The sequence below is a fragment of the Mycobacterium europaeum genome (genome assembly GCF_034555895.2).
Lineage (GTDB): Bacteria > Actinomycetota > Actinomycetes > Mycobacteriales > Mycobacteriaceae > Mycobacterium > Mycobacterium europaeum.
In genome coordinates this window covers 2645009-2660371 of sequence record NZ_CP157315.1, presented here as the reverse complement: position 1 = coordinate 2660371, position 15363 = coordinate 2645009, and the positions used below count along the sequence as shown (strand labels likewise).

The 15363-nt window shown below is 69.1% G+C and carries 13 protein-coding genes; 9 read left to right on the top strand and 4 right to left on the bottom strand.

Annotated features, from left to right (window positions below; genetic code table 11):
• Positions 1-69 precede the first annotated feature (69 nt).
• The 3 genes from U8D42_RS11680 to U8D42_RS11670 all read right to left on the bottom strand — a co-directional run bounded on the left by U8D42_RS11680 (position 70) and on the right by U8D42_RS11670 (position 3728).
• Entirely contained in the window at positions 70-1344 is a 1275-nt protein-coding gene (locus U8D42_RS11680) for an alpha/beta hydrolase (RefSeq protein ID WP_322861251.1), read from the bottom strand.
• Entirely contained in the window at positions 1344-2915 is a 1572-nt protein-coding gene (gene fadD12 / locus U8D42_RS11675) for an acyl-CoA ligase FadD12 (RefSeq protein WP_322861327.1), read from the bottom strand. The genes U8D42_RS11680 and fadD12 overlap by 1 nt, the downstream gene beginning before the upstream one ends.
• Before the next feature lie 69 nt (positions 2916-2984).
• Positions 2985-3728, bottom strand: coding sequence for a lysophospholipid acyltransferase family protein (locus tag U8D42_RS11670; protein WP_090423506.1), 744 nt, complete (start codon positions 3726-3728; stop codon positions 2985-2987).
• 256 nt (positions 3729-3984) lie between these two features.
• Here U8D42_RS11670 and U8D42_RS11665 point away from each other — a divergent pair, with 256 nt between their 5' ends.
• From U8D42_RS11665 to U8D42_RS11625, 9 genes are all read left to right on the top strand, one after another.
• Entirely contained in the window at positions 3985-4440 is a 456-nt protein-coding gene (locus U8D42_RS11665) for a hypothetical protein (RefSeq protein ID WP_322861252.1), read from the top strand.
• A gap of 154 nt (positions 4441-4594) precedes the next feature.
• Positions 4595-6406, top strand: coding sequence for a DUF3556 domain-containing protein (locus U8D42_RS11660; RefSeq protein ID WP_322861253.1), 1812 nt, complete (start codon positions 4595-4597; stop codon positions 6404-6406).
• A complete protein-coding gene (locus U8D42_RS11655) occupies positions 6403-7830 on the top strand; it encodes a phytoene desaturase family protein (RefSeq protein ID WP_322861254.1) in 1428 nt (475 codons plus the stop codon). Before U8D42_RS11660 ends, U8D42_RS11655 begins: the two co-directional genes overlap by 4 nt.
• 114 nt (positions 7831-7944) lie before the next feature.
• Positions 7945-8976 carry a type I glyceraldehyde-3-phosphate dehydrogenase gene (gap, locus tag U8D42_RS11650; RefSeq protein WP_322861255.1) on the top strand — a complete coding sequence of 344 codons (1032 nt, stop codon included), beginning with the start codon at positions 7945-7947 and terminating at the stop codon, positions 8974-8976.
• A gap of 12 nt (positions 8977-8988) precedes the next feature.
• Entirely contained in the window at positions 8989-10236 is a 1248-nt protein-coding gene (locus tag U8D42_RS11645) for a phosphoglycerate kinase (RefSeq protein WP_322861256.1), read from the top strand.
• Positions 10233-11018, top strand: coding sequence for a triose-phosphate isomerase (tpiA, locus tag U8D42_RS11640; protein WP_090423212.1), 786 nt, complete (start codon positions 10233-10235; stop codon positions 11016-11018). Before U8D42_RS11645 ends, tpiA begins: the two co-directional genes overlap by 4 nt.
• Positions 11019-11048: 30 nt before the next feature.
• A complete protein-coding gene (gene secG / locus U8D42_RS11635; RefSeq protein WP_040624202.1) occupies positions 11049-11282 on the top strand; it encodes a preprotein translocase subunit SecG in 234 nt (77 codons plus the stop codon).
• 45 nt (positions 11283-11327) lie between these two features.
• Complete coding sequence (ppc, locus tag U8D42_RS11630) at positions 11328-14135, top strand: phosphoenolpyruvate carboxylase (protein ID WP_322861257.1); 2808 nt, start codon at positions 11328-11330, stop codon at positions 14133-14135.
• Between the two features lie 16 nt (positions 14136-14151).
• A complete protein-coding gene (locus tag U8D42_RS11625; RefSeq protein WP_322861258.1) occupies positions 14152-14961 on the top strand; it encodes a DUF1206 domain-containing protein in 810 nt (269 codons plus the stop codon).
• Between the two features lie 12 nt (positions 14962-14973).
• Here the strand turns inward: U8D42_RS11625 and U8D42_RS11620 are convergent, their stop codons facing one another.
• A complete protein-coding gene (locus U8D42_RS11620; RefSeq protein ID WP_085239589.1) occupies positions 14974-15363 on the bottom strand; it encodes an ATPase in 390 nt (129 codons plus the stop codon).

Below are 15363 nucleotides of genomic sequence, written 5' to 3'. Positions count from 1 at the left end.
AACGGCCACAATGTGACCACAGAAGCCAAAGTGACACAAGGGATTCGCGTGAACGAACGAGCGGTCCGGCTAGTCGCGGTCGGGCGGGTTGGTTGCGTACACCCAGGACAGGAACTGCGCGACGGCCTCCGCGGCGCGATGCGCCCGGGGTGAGCTGAAAATATCGAAAGCGTGTTGCGCGCTGGGCAATTCGGCGTAGGCGACCGGCGACTTGGACACCGCGCGCAGCTCCTCGATGAATTCCTGGGCTTCGCCGACGGGGATGAGGGAGTCGTCGCGGCCGTGCAGGACGAAGAACGGCGGCGCGTCGGCCCGCAGCCGGCGGATCGGCGAGGCGTCGACGTAGACGTCGCGGTGCGACTTGAACCCCCGCTTCACCACGAACTTTTCGAGCAGCGAGACGAACTCGGGGCGGCCCTCGCCCTCGGTGGAGAACCAGTCGTAGCGGCCGTAGATCGGGACCGCGGCCGCCACCGACGTGTCGGCGTCTTCGAACCCCGGCTGGAATGACGGGTCGTTGGGGGTCAGCGCCGCCAGCGCGCACAGGTGCCCACCCGCGGAACCCCCGGTGACCGCGACGAAGTCCGGGTCGCCGCCGTAGTCGGCGATGTTCTCCTTGACCCACGCCAGCGCCCGTTTGACGTCGACGATGTGGTCGGGCCAGGTGTGGCGGGGCGAAACGCGGTAACCGATCGACACGCACACCCAGCCGCGGGCGGCCAGGTGACTCATCAGCGGGTAGGCCTGCGGCCGGCGCATCCCGATCATCCAGGCGCCCCCGGGCACTTGCAGCAGCACCGGCGCCTTGGCATCGCGCGGCAGGTCGCGGCGGCGCCAGATGTCGGCCAGGTTGGCGCGGCCGTTCGGGCCGTAGGACACCACGTTGGTCTTCTCGACGTAGCGCCGGCGCGCCACGGTGTTGCCCAGCGGCAGGCTGCGCCGCCCGCTGCGGGTCGGCTTGGCGTGGGGCAGTTTGCTCACCGCCTCGGCGTAGTCGTGTCCGAGCTGCTCGCGCAGGCCCGCCTCCAGCACCGGACCCGGGGTGGTGACGCCGCGGTAGCGGATCACCCCCAGGATCACCCACGACGCGGCCGTCATGGCCAGCGCAGCCTTGCCCCGCCGTCCCGCGAAGTGGCCCCGCCGCGCGCGCCGCAGCGCGTCCAGCAGCGAGACGGAGAAGTAGATCCCCGGCACCTCCGACGTCGGCCAGCCGAACCAGAAGACCAGCACGGTGCTGTAGCCCTTGCGGGCCAGCGGCCGTAATCCGTTGGCGGCGTTGGCCAGTTCGAGCGCGGCGCGCGCCAGCGGGCGGGGACGCACCAGGCGGCGCGACAACCGGCGCATCAGCCGTTGACCCGCGATTGCAGTTCGTTGCGCTGGATCTTGCCGGTGCTGCCGCGGGGGAGCTCGTCGAGCACGGCGATCTCGCGGGGCACCTTGTAATTGGCCAGGCTTTCCCGGACGTGTTGTTTGAGGGTCTCGGGCGTGGCCCCGGCGCCCGGGGTCAAGACCACGAACGCGGCCAGCCGCTGCCCGTACTGCTCGTCGTCGACGCCGATGACCGCGGCCTCGGCCACGTCGGGGTGCGCCGCCAGCGTCTTCTCCACCTCGATCGGGTAGACGTTCTCGCCGCCGGAGACGATCATCTCGTCGTCGCGGCCCACCACGAACAACCGGCCGGCCCCGTCCAGGTAGCCGACGTCGCCCGACGACATGAACCCGGCGTGAAAGCTTTTCCCTTTGCCGGAGGAGCCCTCCGTGTAGCCCTCGAACTGGGTGTCGTTGCGCACGTAGATGGTGCCGACCTCGCCGGTGGGCAGCTCGTTGAATTCGCTGTCCAGGATCCGGATTTCGGTTCCGCCCGCGGGCCGGCCGGCGGTGTCGGGGGCCGCGCGCAGGTCTTCCGGGGTGGCGGTCGCGATCATGCCGGCCTCGGTGGCGTTGTAGTTGTTGTAGATCACGTCGCCGAACTCGTCCATGAATGCGGTGACGACATCGGGCCGCATGCGCGACCCGGATGCCGCCGCGAAGCGCAATGACTTGCAGCTGTACCGCTTTCGCACCTCGGGCGGCAGTTCCATGATGCGGTCGAACATCACCGGCACCACCGCCAGGCCCGTCGCCTGGTGCCGGTCGATGAGGTCCAGCGTCGCCTCCGGGTCGAATTTGCGCCGGGTGACCACCGTGCACGCCATCGACGCCGCGAAGACCAACTGCGAGAAGCCCCAGGCGTGGAACATCGGCGCCACGATCACCACCGTCTCCTCGGCCCGCCACGGCGTGCGGTCCAGGATGGCCTTGAGCGTGCCGATGCCGGCGTTGCCGCCGGTTTGGTTGGCCCCCTTGGGTGTTCCGGTCGTGCCGGAGGTCAGCAGGATCATCCTGCCCTTGCGGCCGGCGCGCTCGGGCTGTTGGCCGGCGTGATCGGTGATGAGCCCTTCGACGGTCAGCTCGTGCGGGCCGTCGGTCCAGGCCACGATGCGGGTGGCGTCCGGTTTGTCGGCCAGTGCGCGATCCACCGTCTCGGTGAACTCCTCGTCGTAGATGACGGCGTCGACGCCTTCGCGGTTGACCACCTCGGCCAGCGCGGGCCCGGCGAAGGACGTGTTGAGCAACACGACGTCCGAGCCGATCCGGTTGGTGGCCACCACCGCCTCGACGAAGCCGCGGTGGTTGCGGCACATGATCCCGACGACCCTGGGGGTTCCCGACGGCAATCCCTGCAGCGCCGCGGCGAGCGCGTTGATCCGCTCGTCGAGCTGGCGCCAGGTCAGGGTGCCGAGTTCGTCGACCAGGCCCGGCCGGTCCGGGCAGCGCTGCGCCGCGGTGGCGAAGCCCACGGTCATCCCCATGCCCGCGCGGCGCATGGCCGCGGCCATCTTCAGGTAGCGGTCGGGCCGCATCGGCGCGATCATCCCTGCACGCCTCAGGGTGGTGATGACGCCGAGGGCGTCGTTGACCGGACCAAGCAGAGAAGCCACGGCTCAGCCCAGGATCGGGAAGCGTCGCTTGGCGGCCAGGTCGTTGAGGCCCTGCTGCATCACCGACCGCACGTGCTCGTCCACCTCGTCGACGTCCGGGTCGTCACCGAATTCGGCGGCGATGTCGATCGGCTCGAGCACCTGCGTGACGATCTTGGTGGGCAGCGGCAGATTGGGCGGGATCACCGCACTGAAGCCGAAGGGGAAGCCGAACGACAACGGCAGGATGGCGCTGCGCAGCAAGCGCTTCACCCCCAGCCGCTCGGCCAGCCAGGTGCCACGCGACAGGTAGAGCTGCGTCTCCTGCCCGCCGATCGAGACGGCGGGCACGATGGGGACGCCGGCCTCGATGGCGGTCCGGACGTATCCCTTCCGGCCGTTGAAATCGATGACGTTCTCCGAGAGCGTGGGGCGGTAGGCGTCGTAGTCGCCGCCGGGGAAGACGATCACGACCCCGCCGGACCGCAGGGCCTGCGCCGCGTTCTCCCGGTTGGCGCGGATGTATCCGGTGCGCCGGAAGAACTCCCCGGTGGGGCCGGTCATCAGGATGTCGTGGCTCAGGGTGTAGACCGGCCGGTCGTAGCCGAACTTCTCGTAGAAGTGGACGCTGAAGATGGGGACGTCCATCGGGAACATGCCGCCGGAGTGGTTGCCCACGACCAGCGCCCCGCCGGGCGGAAACGAACTCAGGCCGTGCACTTCCGACCGGAAATACGCCTTGAGGAACGGGCGCATCACGCCCACCATGCGCTGGGTCAAGACGGGGTCGAATTTGCCGATGTCACCGGCATCGGGGCGATCCTTATCGGTCACGTTCCTCCCTTGACGCTCCCGCGAGGCCGCCCGAGGTGTGGGTGCCGCGTCGCGTTTCTCGATGGTAGCGACCGGGGTACAACCGCCGTCATGGTGCTTATCTCTTCGCCGGTCCGCGGCTATGGTGCCGGCCGGGCGCGGGCGCTATCGTTACGACGCCCTAAGTGAAATCTCGAGAAGCGGGGATCGGATGGACGTTGCGGGTTTGTCCCACGAACGCGGCTCCCGTCGCGGTGTCGGCCTGCGTGACCGGCGTGCTCACGGACCACACGCCGGCGTGGCCCGCCCCGATTCGGCCCGCCCCAACCCGGCCCCCGCGCCGTCCGCCGACCGGCGAGCCGGTGACGTGGACCCGGCCGTCGCGGACGTGGCGGATCGTCGGCAGGCCGACTATTTCGTCCGGCTGCTCTTGCAGAACCGCAGGCTCATAGACCAGCGGATCGACGACTATCAGAAGGCGATCGCCACCGCACAGGCCAACGGCGACGTCGATGCCGTCGGCAACCTCCGGCGCATGGAGCGGACCGAGGAACAGGACCGCGACAGCGTAGACGGCATGCTCGAGAAGCTGCGCCGCCGCTTCGCCCGCAGCTCCCCGGGCCAGCCGCCGGCCCCGCCTGCGCGGCCGCGCGCCGCGATCCGCTGACCCGGCCGGAATCAATCCACCGGGGGCGCAGCGGTTTTCGTCTCCCGCGCAGACCGCCGAAGGGTGCAGCGACCCGAATCGGCCACGCCCGCATCGCCGTCCCGATACATTTGACGGGCCAACTGGGTTCTTCCGACACCGAACGAGGCCGCCCATGGGATTCATGACCCCGGACATTCCCGACGTCGACCCGCAGAGTTGGCCCGGTTTGCCGCGATCGACCAGGCGGCAGATCATGACGCGGCACTGGGTCGAACACGGCTTCGGTTCCCCATACGCGGTCTACCTGTTCTACATCGTCAAGATCGCGGTGTACGTCGCCGGCGCCGCCGCGATTATCTCCCTGACGCCGGGCCTGGGCGGCCTCGGGCGCATCGGCGACTGGTGGACGCAGCCGATCGTGTATCAGAAGGTGGTCATCTTCACGCTCCTGTTCGAGATCCTGGGCCTGGGCTGCGGATCCGGGCCGCTGACCGCACGGTTCTGGCCGTTGTTCGGGGGTTTCCTGTACTGGTTGCGGCCCAACACGATTCGGCTGCCGCCATGGCCCGACAAGGTTCCGCTCACCGGTGGCGACAACCGCACCGTCGTCGACGTGGTGCTCTACCTGGTGGTGCTGGTCTCGGGCGCCTGGGCGTTGCTCTCGCCCGGGCGGGGCGGGCCGGTGACCGCCGGCGGCGACGTCGGCCTCATCGATCCCGTGCTGGTGGTGCCGACCATCGCCGCGCTGGCCCTGCTCGGGCTGCGCGACAAGACCGTCTTCCTCGCCGCCCGCGGCGAACACTACGGACTGACCCTGCTGGTCTTCTTCTTTCCCTTCACCGACCAGATCGCCGCCTTCAAGATCATCATGCTGGCGCTGTGGTGGGGGGCCGCGACGTCGAAACTCAACCACCATTTCCCCTACGTCGTGGCGGTCATGATGAGCAACAGCCCGGTGCTGCGCAGCCGGGCATTCAACTGGTTCAAGCGCAGGCTCTACCTTGACCCGGTCAACGACCTACGCCCGTCGTGGATCCCGAAGGTGATGGCCCATGTCGGCGGGACGACCGCGGAATTCCTGGTGCCGCTCGTCCTGGTCTTCTTCGCCGACGGGCACAAGTGGGCATGGTTCCTCATCGGGTTCATGGTTCTCTTCCACCTCAACATCACCTCCACCATTCCGATGGGGGTTCCGTTGGAGTGGAACGTGTTTTTCCTGTTCTCGCTGTTCTACTTGTTCGGGCACTACGCCGGCGTCACCGCCACGGGGCTGAGCTCGCCGCTGCTGCTGGTCATCCTGATCGCCGCGCTCGCGGTGGTGCCGATCGTGGGAAACCTGTTCCCCAAGCAGGTTTCGTTTCTGCCCGCGATGCGCTACTACGCCGGCAACTGGGCCACCAGCTTGTGGTGCCTGCGGGACGGCGCGGAGGACAAGATCGACGCGAACATCACCAAGGCCTCCGCGCTCGTCCCCAAACAGCTTGCCCGCCTTTATGACCCGAACACCGCCGAGATGATGATCGACAAGCTGATGGGCTGGCGGTCCATGCACACGCACGGGCGCACGCTCAACGGGCTGGTGGCCCGCGCGCTGGACGGGCGCGACGAGGCGGACTACAAGCTGCGCGACGGTGAGATCATCGCCGGACCGCTGATCGGGTGGAACTTCGGCGAAGGCCACCTGCACAACGAGCAGTTGCTCGCGGCGGTGCAGCGGCGCTGCCAGTTCGACGAGGGCGACGTCCGGGTGATCATTCTGGAAAGCCAGCCGATCCACGTCCAGCGCCAGGAGTACCGCATCGTCGACGCCAAGACCGGCTTGATCGAAGAGGGTTACGTCGACGTGGAAAGCATGCTGGCGCGTCAGCCGTGGCCCGAGCCCGGCGACGAGTACCCGGTCCATGTCCTCGATGGCGGCGACCCGCCGCGCCCGGCTTCGCCGCGCTCGCGATCACCGCGGACCACGCGGCGCAGCGCCCGATGACCCGGGCCGTGGTGGTCGGCGCCGGCCCCAACGGCCTGGCCGCCGCGATCCACCTGGCGCGCAACGGCGTCGACGTGCAGGTGCTCGAGGCGAGCGACACCGTAGGCGGGGGAGCCCGCTCGGGCGAACTCACCATGCCCGGGGTCATCCACGACCACTGCTCGGCGTTTCACCCGCTGGGCGTCGGGTCGCCGCTGTGGAAGCAGATCGACCTGCAGCGCCATGGGCTGCGGTGGAAGTGGCCGGAGGTCGACTGCGCGCACCCGCTCGACGACGGCACCGCCGGCGTGCTCTACCAGTCGATCGATGACACGGTGGCCGCCCTGGGGCCCGACGGCGGCAGATGGCGGCGGGCGATCGGGGACCTCGCGGCGGGATTCGACGAACTGGCCGAGGATCTGCTCGGCCCGGTGCTGGGCGTCCCGCGGCACCCGATCCGCCTGGCCGGCTTCGGTCCGCGGGCGCTGCTGCCGGCCACCACGATGGCCCGCTGGTTTCGCACCGAGCAGGCCCGCGCGTTGTTCGGCGGCTCCGCCGCGCACATCTACACCCGGCTGGACCGCCCGCTCACCGCGTCCCTGGGGCTGATGATCCTGGCCAGCGGGCACCGGTACGGCTGGCCCGTTGCGGAAGGGGGATCCGGGTCGATCAGCCGGGCGCTCGCCGCCGCGCTCGTCGAGCACGGCGGCTCGGTAGCCACCGGGGTGCGGGTCACCCGCCGCAAGGACATCCCGGACGCCGACATAGTCATGCTCGACCTCAGCCCCGCCGCGGCGCTCGCCCTCTACGGCGACGCGATGCCGGCCCGCATCAGGCGGTCGTATCGGCGCTATCGGGAGGGCTCGTCGGCGTTCAAGGTCGACTTCGCCATCGAGGGCGACATCCCCTGGACCAACCCCGCCTGCGCGCGGGCCGGCACCGTGCACCTGGGCGGCACGTTCGCCGAGGTGGCGGACACCGAACGCCAACGCGCGCAAGGCAAGACGGTCGACCGGCCCTTCGTGCTCGTCGGCCAGCAGTACCTGGCCGACCCGTCCCGTTCGGCGGGCAACGTCAACCCGATCTGGGCGTACGCGCACGTGCCGTTCGGCTACGACGGCGACGCCACGGCGGCCGTCGTCGCCCAGATCGAGCGGTTCGCGCCGGGCTTCTCCGAGCGCGTCCTGGCGACCGTCACCAAGGGCACCGCCGATTTGCAGGCCTACAACGCCAACTTCATCGGCGGCGACATCATCGGCGGCGCCAACGACGGCCTGCAGGTCATCTTCCGCCCCCGCATCGCCGTCGATCCCTACCCGCTGGGCGTGCCGGGCGTCTACCTGTGTTCGCAGTCCACACCGCCGGGGGCCGGCATCCACGGTCAGTGCGGTTACCACGCCGCCGAGTCGGCGCTGAAGTGGCTGAAGAAGCCGCGCCGCGGCTGACTCACATTGGTCGCGGGAACCGGGGCGGCAACCGCGCATCCTGCTGATCTAGGCTGACCACGAGCGCGTAATCAGCGGACTCACGAACGACATCAGCAGACAGGGAGACATCAAGTGACGGTCCGAGTAGGCATCAACGGCTTCGGTCGAATCGGACGCAACTTCTACCGGGCGCTTCTGGCCCAACAGGAGCAGGGCCCTGCCAGTTCCGGGGCCGACATCGAAGTGATCGCGGTCAACGACATCACCGACAACCACACGCTGGCGCATCTGCTCAAATTCGACTCGATCCTGGGCCGGCTGCCCTATGACGTCAGCCTGGAAGGCCAGGACACCATCGTGGTGGGTCCGCACAAGATCAAGGCGCTCGAGGTCAGAGAGGGCCCGGCGGCGTTGCCGTGGGGCGACCTGGGCGTCGACGTGGTCGTGGAGTCCACCGGGCTGTTCACCAACGCGGCCAAGGCCAAGGGTCACCTGGACGCCGGTGCCAAGAAGGTGATCATCTCGGCCCCCGCCACCGACGAGGACATCACCATCGTGCTGGGCGTCAACGACGACAAGTACGACGGCAGCCAGAACATCATCTCCAACGCCTCGTGCACCACGAACTGCCTGGGGCCGCTGGCCAAGGTCCTCAACGACGAGTTCGGCATCGTCAAGGGCCTGATGACCACCGTGCACGCCTACACCCAGGACCAGAACCTGCAGGACGGCCCGCACAAGGACCTGCGCCGCGCGCGGGCGGCGGCGCTGAACATCGTGCCGACCTCGACCGGCGCCGCCAAGGCAATCGGCCTGGTGCTCCCGGAACTGAAGGGCAAGCTCGACGGGTACGCGTTGCGGGTGCCGATCCCCACCGGCTCGGTGACCGACCTGACCGCCGAGCTGACCAAGGCCGCGAGCGCCGAAGACATCAACGCGGCGTTCAAGGCCGCCGCCGAGGGCCGGCTCAAGGGCATCCTGAAGTACTACGACGCGCCGATCGTGTCCAGTGACATCGTCACCGACCCGCACAGCTCGATCTTCGACTCCGGGCTGACCAAGGTGATCGACAACCAGGCCAAGGTGGTGTCCTGGTACGACAACGAGTGGGGCTACTCCAACCGCCTCATCGACCTGGTCGCGCTGGTCGGCAAGACGCTGTAAGTTCAGCCAATCGTGACGATTCCAAATCTGAAAGACCTTCTGGCCGAAGGGGTTTCGGGTCGGGGCGTGTTGGTGCGCTCCGACCTGAACGTTCCGCTCGACGACGGCGCCATCACCGACCCGGGCCGGATCACCGCGTCGGTGCCGACATTGCGGGCGCTGGTCGACGCCGGCGCCAAGGTGGTGGTCACCGCGCACCTCGGCCGGCCGAAGGGCGGGCCCGACCCGAAGCTGTCGCTGGCCCCGGTCGCCGCCGCGCTCGGTGAGCAGCTCGGCCGGCACGTCCAGCTGGCCGGCTCCGATCGTTCCCGAGTCGTGGGCGGCGACGCCCTGGCCCGCGCCGAGGGACTCACCGACGGCGACGTCCTGCTGCTGGAGAACATCCGCTTCGATCCGCGCGAAACCAGCAAGGACGACGGCGAGCGGCTGGCCCTCGCCCGCGAGCTCGCCGAATTGGTTTCGCCCGGAGGGGCTTTCGTCTCCGACGGGTTCGGGGTGGTGCACCGCAAGCAGGCGTCGGTGTACGACGTGGCCACGCTGCTGCCGCACTACGCCGGCACGCTGGTGGCCGACGAGATCCGGGTGCTGGAGCAGTTGACCAGCTCGACCACCCGCCCGTACGCGGTGGTGCTCGGCGGATCGAAGGTGTCCGACAAGCTCGGCGTCATCGAGTCGCTGGCCACCAAGGCCGACAGCATCGTGATCGGCGGCGGGATGTGCTTCACCTTCCTTGCCGCGCAAGGTTTTTCGGTGGGGAAGTCGCTGCTGGAAGAAGAGATGGTCGACACCTGCCGTCGACTGCTGGACACCTACGTCGACGTGCTGCGGCTCCCGGTGGACATCGTGGTGGCGGAGAAGTTCGCCGCCGACGCGCCGCCGCAGACGGTGGCCGCCAACGCCATCGGAGACGACTTGATCGGGTTGGACATCGGACCCGGCTCGGTCAAACGCTTTGCGGCCCTGTTGTCCAACGCCGAGACCATCTTCTGGAACGGCCCCATGGGCGTGTTCGAATTCCCCGCGTTCGCCGCGGGCACCCGCGGCGTCGCCGAGGCCATCGCCGCGGCGACCGGCAAGGGCGCGTTCAGCGTGGTCGGCGGCGGCGACTCCGCGGCCGCGGTGCGCGCCCTGGGCATCCCGGAGGGCGACTTCTCGCACATTTCCACCGGCGGCGGCGCGTCGCTGGAATACCTTGAGGGCAAGACGCTGCCGGGCATCGAGGTGCTCGGGCAGCCGCAGCCGGGTGGAGGGGACGCGTGAGCCGCAAGCCGCTGATCGCCGGCAACTGGAAGATGAACCTCAATCACTTCGAGGCGATCGCGCTGGTGCAGAAGATCGCGTTCGCGCTGCCGGACAAGTACTACGACAAGGTCGACGTCACCGTCCTGCCGCCGTTCACCGACCTGCGCAGCGTGCAGACGCTGGTCGACGGCGACAAGCTGCGGCTGACGTACGGCGGACAGGACCTGTCCCAGCACGACTCGGGCGCCTACACCGGCGACATCAGCGGCGCGTTTTTGGCCAAGCTGGGCTGCAGCTTCGTCGTGGTCGGTCACTCCGAGCGCCGCACCTACCACGATGAGGACGACGCGCTGGTGGCCGCCAAGGCCGCCGCCGCGCTCAAGCACGAGCTCACCCCGATCGTGTGCATCGGCGAGCACCTCGAGGTCCGCGAGGCCGGTAACCACGTCGAGCACAACATGGAGCAGCTGCGCGGCTCGCTGGCCGGCCTGTCGGCCGAACAGATCGCGACCGTCGTCGTGGCCTACGAGCCCGTCTGGGCCATCGGCACCGGCCGGGTGGCCAGCGCCGCCGACGCCCAGGAGGTGTGCGCCGCGATCCGCGCGGAACTCGCCTCGCTGACGTCGCCCCAGGTGGCCGACGCCGTGCGAGTGCTCTACGGCGGCTCGGTGAACGCCAAGAACATCGGCGACCTCATCGCCCGCGACGACATCGACGGGGCCCTGGTCGGCGGGGCGTCCCTGGACGGTGAGCAGTTCGCGACGCTCGCGGCCATCGCGGCCGGCGGGCCCCTGCCCTGAGCGCAGCGCACCACCGGTAAGCTGCCTGTCATGGAGTTGGCCCTGCAGATCACCCTGGTGGTCACCAGCGTGCTGGTGGTGTTGCTGGTGCTGCTGCACCGCGCCAAGGGTGGCGGCCTGTCGACGCTGTTCGGCGGCGGTGTGCAGTCCAGCCTTTCCGGCTCGACGGTGGTGGAGAAGAACCTGGACCGGTTGACGCTGTTCATCACCGGCATCTGGCTGGTCTCCATCATCGGGGTGGCGCTGCTGATCAAGTACCGGTGACCCGTCGGCGGGCGGACCACCTGATCCGCACCGATACTGGGACACATGGTTGACGTTTCCGACATCGCGCTGGAACCGATCGGCGCCGTGCAACGCACGCTGGTCGGTCGCGAGGCGACCGAGCCGATGCGCGCCGACATCAGGCTGCTGGGCGCCATTCTCGGCGACACCGTGCGCGAGCAGAACGGGGACGAGGTCTTCGACCTCGTGGAACGCGCCCGGGTGGAATCGTTCCGGGTGCGCCGCTCCGAGATCGATCGGGCCGACCTGGCGCGGATGTTCGATGGCATCGACATTCACCGAGCGATCCCGGTCATCCGGGCGTTCAGCCACTTCGCGCTGCTGGCCAACGTCGCCGAAGACATCCACCGCGAACGCCGCCGCGCCATCCACGTCGCCGCGGGTGAGCCGCCGCAGGACAGCAGCCTGGCCGCAACCTACGCCAAACTCGATGGCGCCGAACTAGATTCGGCCACGGTGGCGACCGCGCTGCGCGGCGCCCTGATCTCCCCGGTGATCACCGCCCACCCCACCGAGACCCGGCGGCGCACCGTCTTCGTCACCCAGCACCGGATCACCCAGCTGATGCGGCTGCACGCCGAGGGCCACACCGAGACCGACGACGGGCGCAACATCGAGCGCGAGTTGCGCCGTCAGGTCCTCACCCTGTGGCAGACCGCGCTGCTCCGGTTGTCCCGGCTGCAGATCACCGACGAGATCGAGGTGGGACTGCGCTATTACGCGGCCGCGTTCTTCCAGGTCATCCCGCAGGTCAACGCCGAGGTAAGGGACGCGTTGCGGGCGCGCTGGCCCGACGCTGATCTGCTCGCCGCGCCGATCGTGGCGCCCGGTTCCTGGATCGGCGGCGACCGCGACGGCAACCCGAACGTGACGGGCGAGGTGGTGCGCCAGGCCACCGGCAGCGCCGCGTTCACCGCGCTGTCGCACTATCTGGCCGAGCTCACCGCCCTGGAACAAGACCTGTCGATGTCGGCGCGGCTCGTCCCGGTCACACCCGGGCTGGCCGAACTGGCCGAGGGCTGCGGCGAACAGGCCCGCGCCGACGAGCCCTACCGGCGGGCGGTCCGGGTGATCCGCTCCCGGCTCACCGCGACCGGCGCCGAGATCCTGGACCGCCGGCCACAGCACGAGCTGGACCTCGGCCTGCCGCCATATGCCACCCCGGCAGAACTGCAACAAGACCTCGACACCATCGACGAGTCCCTGCGCGCCCACGGCAGCGCGCTGCTGGCCGACGACCGCCTGGCTCTGCTGCGAGAAGGCGTGAGCGTCTTCGGATTTCACCTCTCCGGTCTGGACATGCGGCAGAACTCTGACGTCCACGAGGAGGTGGTGGGGGAGCTGCTGGCCTGGGCCGGGGTGCACCCGGACTACGCCTCCCTGCCCGAGGAGGACCGGGTCGCGCTGCTGGCCGGCGAACTCGGCACCCGCCGTCCACTCGTCGGTGATCGCGGACAACTTTCGGAGCTGGCCCGCAAGGAGCTCGAGGTCGTCACCGCCGCGGCGTACGCCATCGGGCGCTACGGCCCGGCCGCCGTCCCGAACTACGTCATCTCCATGTGCCGCTCGGTCTCCGACGTCCTCGAGGTGGCGATCCTGTTGAAGGAGTGCCGGCTGCTGGACGCCTCCGGGCCCGAACCGTACTGCCCGGTGGCGATTTCGCCGCTGTTCGAGACGATCGACGATCTGCACAACGGCGCGGCCATCGTGGACGCGATGCTGGAGCTTCCCCTGTACCGTGCGGTCGTCGACGCGCAGGGCGGGTGCCAGGAGGTGATGCTCGGCTATTCCGACTCGAACAAGGACGGCGGTTACCTGGCGTCGAGCTGGGCCGTCTACCGCGCCGAGCTGGCCCTGGTCGAGGTGGCCCGCAAGAACCGGATTCGGTTGCGGCTCTTCCACGGTCGCGGCGGTACCGTCGGCCGCGGCGGTGGGCCGAGCTATCAGGCCATCCTGGCGCAGCCGCCGGGCGCGGTGAACGGCTCGCTGCGCCTCACCGAGCAGGGCGAGGTGATCGCCGCCAAGTACGCCGAACCGCAGTCGGCGCGGCGCAACCTGGAAAGCCTGGTGGCCGCCACGCTGGAGTCGACCCTGCTCGACGTCGAGGGCCTGGGCGACGCCGCGGAGCCGGCCTACGCCGTGCTCGAGGAGGTGGCCACCCTGGCGCAGCGCGCGTACGCCGAATTGGTGCACGAGACACCGGGTTTCGTCGACTACTTCACCGCCTCCACGCCCGTCAGCGAGATCGGCTCGCTGAACATCGGCAGCCGCCCGACGTCGCGCAAACCCACCTCGTCGATCTCTGACCTGCGCGCCATCCCCTGGGTGCTGGCGTGGAGCCAGTCCCGGGTCATGCTTCCCGGCTGGTACGGCACCGGTTCGGCGTTCGAGCAGTGGATCGCGGCGGGGCCCGAAAGCGAAGACGAACGGGTGGGGATCCTGCACGAGCTGTACCAACGGTGGCCGTTCTTCCGCAGCGTGCTGTCCAACATGGCGCAGGTGCTGGCCAAGAGCGACCTGGGCCTGGCGGCGCGCTACGCGGAGCTGGTGGCCGACGAGGAACTGCGCGATCGGGTGTTCGGCAAGATCGTCGACGAGCACCGGCGGACGATCGCGATGCACAAGCTCATCACCGGTCACGAGGACTTGCTCGCCGATAACCCCGCACTGGCACGGTCGGTGTTCAACCGCTTCCCCTATCTGGAGCCGCTGAACCATTTGCAGGTGGAATTGCTGCGCCGATACCGTTCCGGCGACGACGACGAGCTGGTGCAGCGCGGCATCCTGCTCACGATGAACGGATTGGCGAGCGCGTTACGTAACAGCGGGTGACGGGCATCCATGAGGCATGTCCGACAGCGCTTCCCCCGTCGCCGCGGCCGAGTGGGCCCAGAACAGCGTCTTCGAGCGCCTGGCGCGCGTCGGTTACGTCGTGAACGGGATCCTGCACCTGATCGTCGGCTACCTCGCCATCCGTGTCGCGTGCGGCGACGGCGGCACCGCTGACCAAACCGGCGCCCTGGCGACGCTGGCGGCCAAACCGGGCGGCCCGCTCGCGCTGTGGATCGCCACGGCCGCGCTCCTGGCGATGGGCCTCTGGCGGCTTGTCGAGACCGCGCTCGGCCGATCGAGCGACCGTGAGTCACAGCGTCCGTCGGACGTCTCCTCGCGGGCGAAGGCCCTCGGGCTCGCCGCGGTGTACCTGGCCTTCGCGTACTCCGCGTTCGGATTCGCCCGGGGCGCCGGAAGGCCCGCGGATCAACAGAATTCGAGCATCAGCGCGCGGCTGATGGGATCGACGGGCGGGACCATCGTCCTGGTCGCCTCGGGCGTGGTCATCGTCGGGGTAGGGATCTACCACATCTACAAGGGCGCCAGCCGCAACTTCGTCGACGACCTGCAGGGCAAGTCCGGTGACCTGGTGCGGCGGCTGGGCGTGGCCGGGTACGTCGGCAAAGGGGCGGTGATCACCCTGACGGGCGCGTTGGTGATCGTCGCCGCGTGCCGCTCCGAACCCAAGAAGGCGACCGGACTGGACGGCGCGCTCAAGACGCTCGGATCCCAGCACTACGGGGCAGCGCTGTTGATCGCCGCCGGCGCCGGGATCATCACCTACGGGCTCTACAGCTTCGTGATGGCCCGGTCAACCAAGATGTAGCCCCCGCGCCAGTCAGCGGTTGCGCAGCCGGTCGAGCGCACCGCGCACGGCGTTCTCGGTCATCGACAGCGGGGTCATCATCGTCTCGCCCACCTTCACCATGCCGTCGATCCGCCCGACGATCGCCTCCACCGGCTCGACCAGGACGATCAGTCGCCGCGCCAGGTCGTCCAGCCGCGACAGCGTGCCGTCCAGGTGATCCAGCCCTTTCTCCATCCGTTCCACCGTGGCGTTCAGGGCGGAAAGGGACGCGTTCAGCTCTTTCATGGTGGTGCTCAGGCCATCGAGGACGTCCTCGACCTGCTCCACCGTCTTGTCGGCATTCAGCGCTGCCTGGGTGAGAGTCTTGAGCCGGTTCCGCTCTTGCCCGCCACGCACGGTTCTGTCTGCCATGACCGTCAT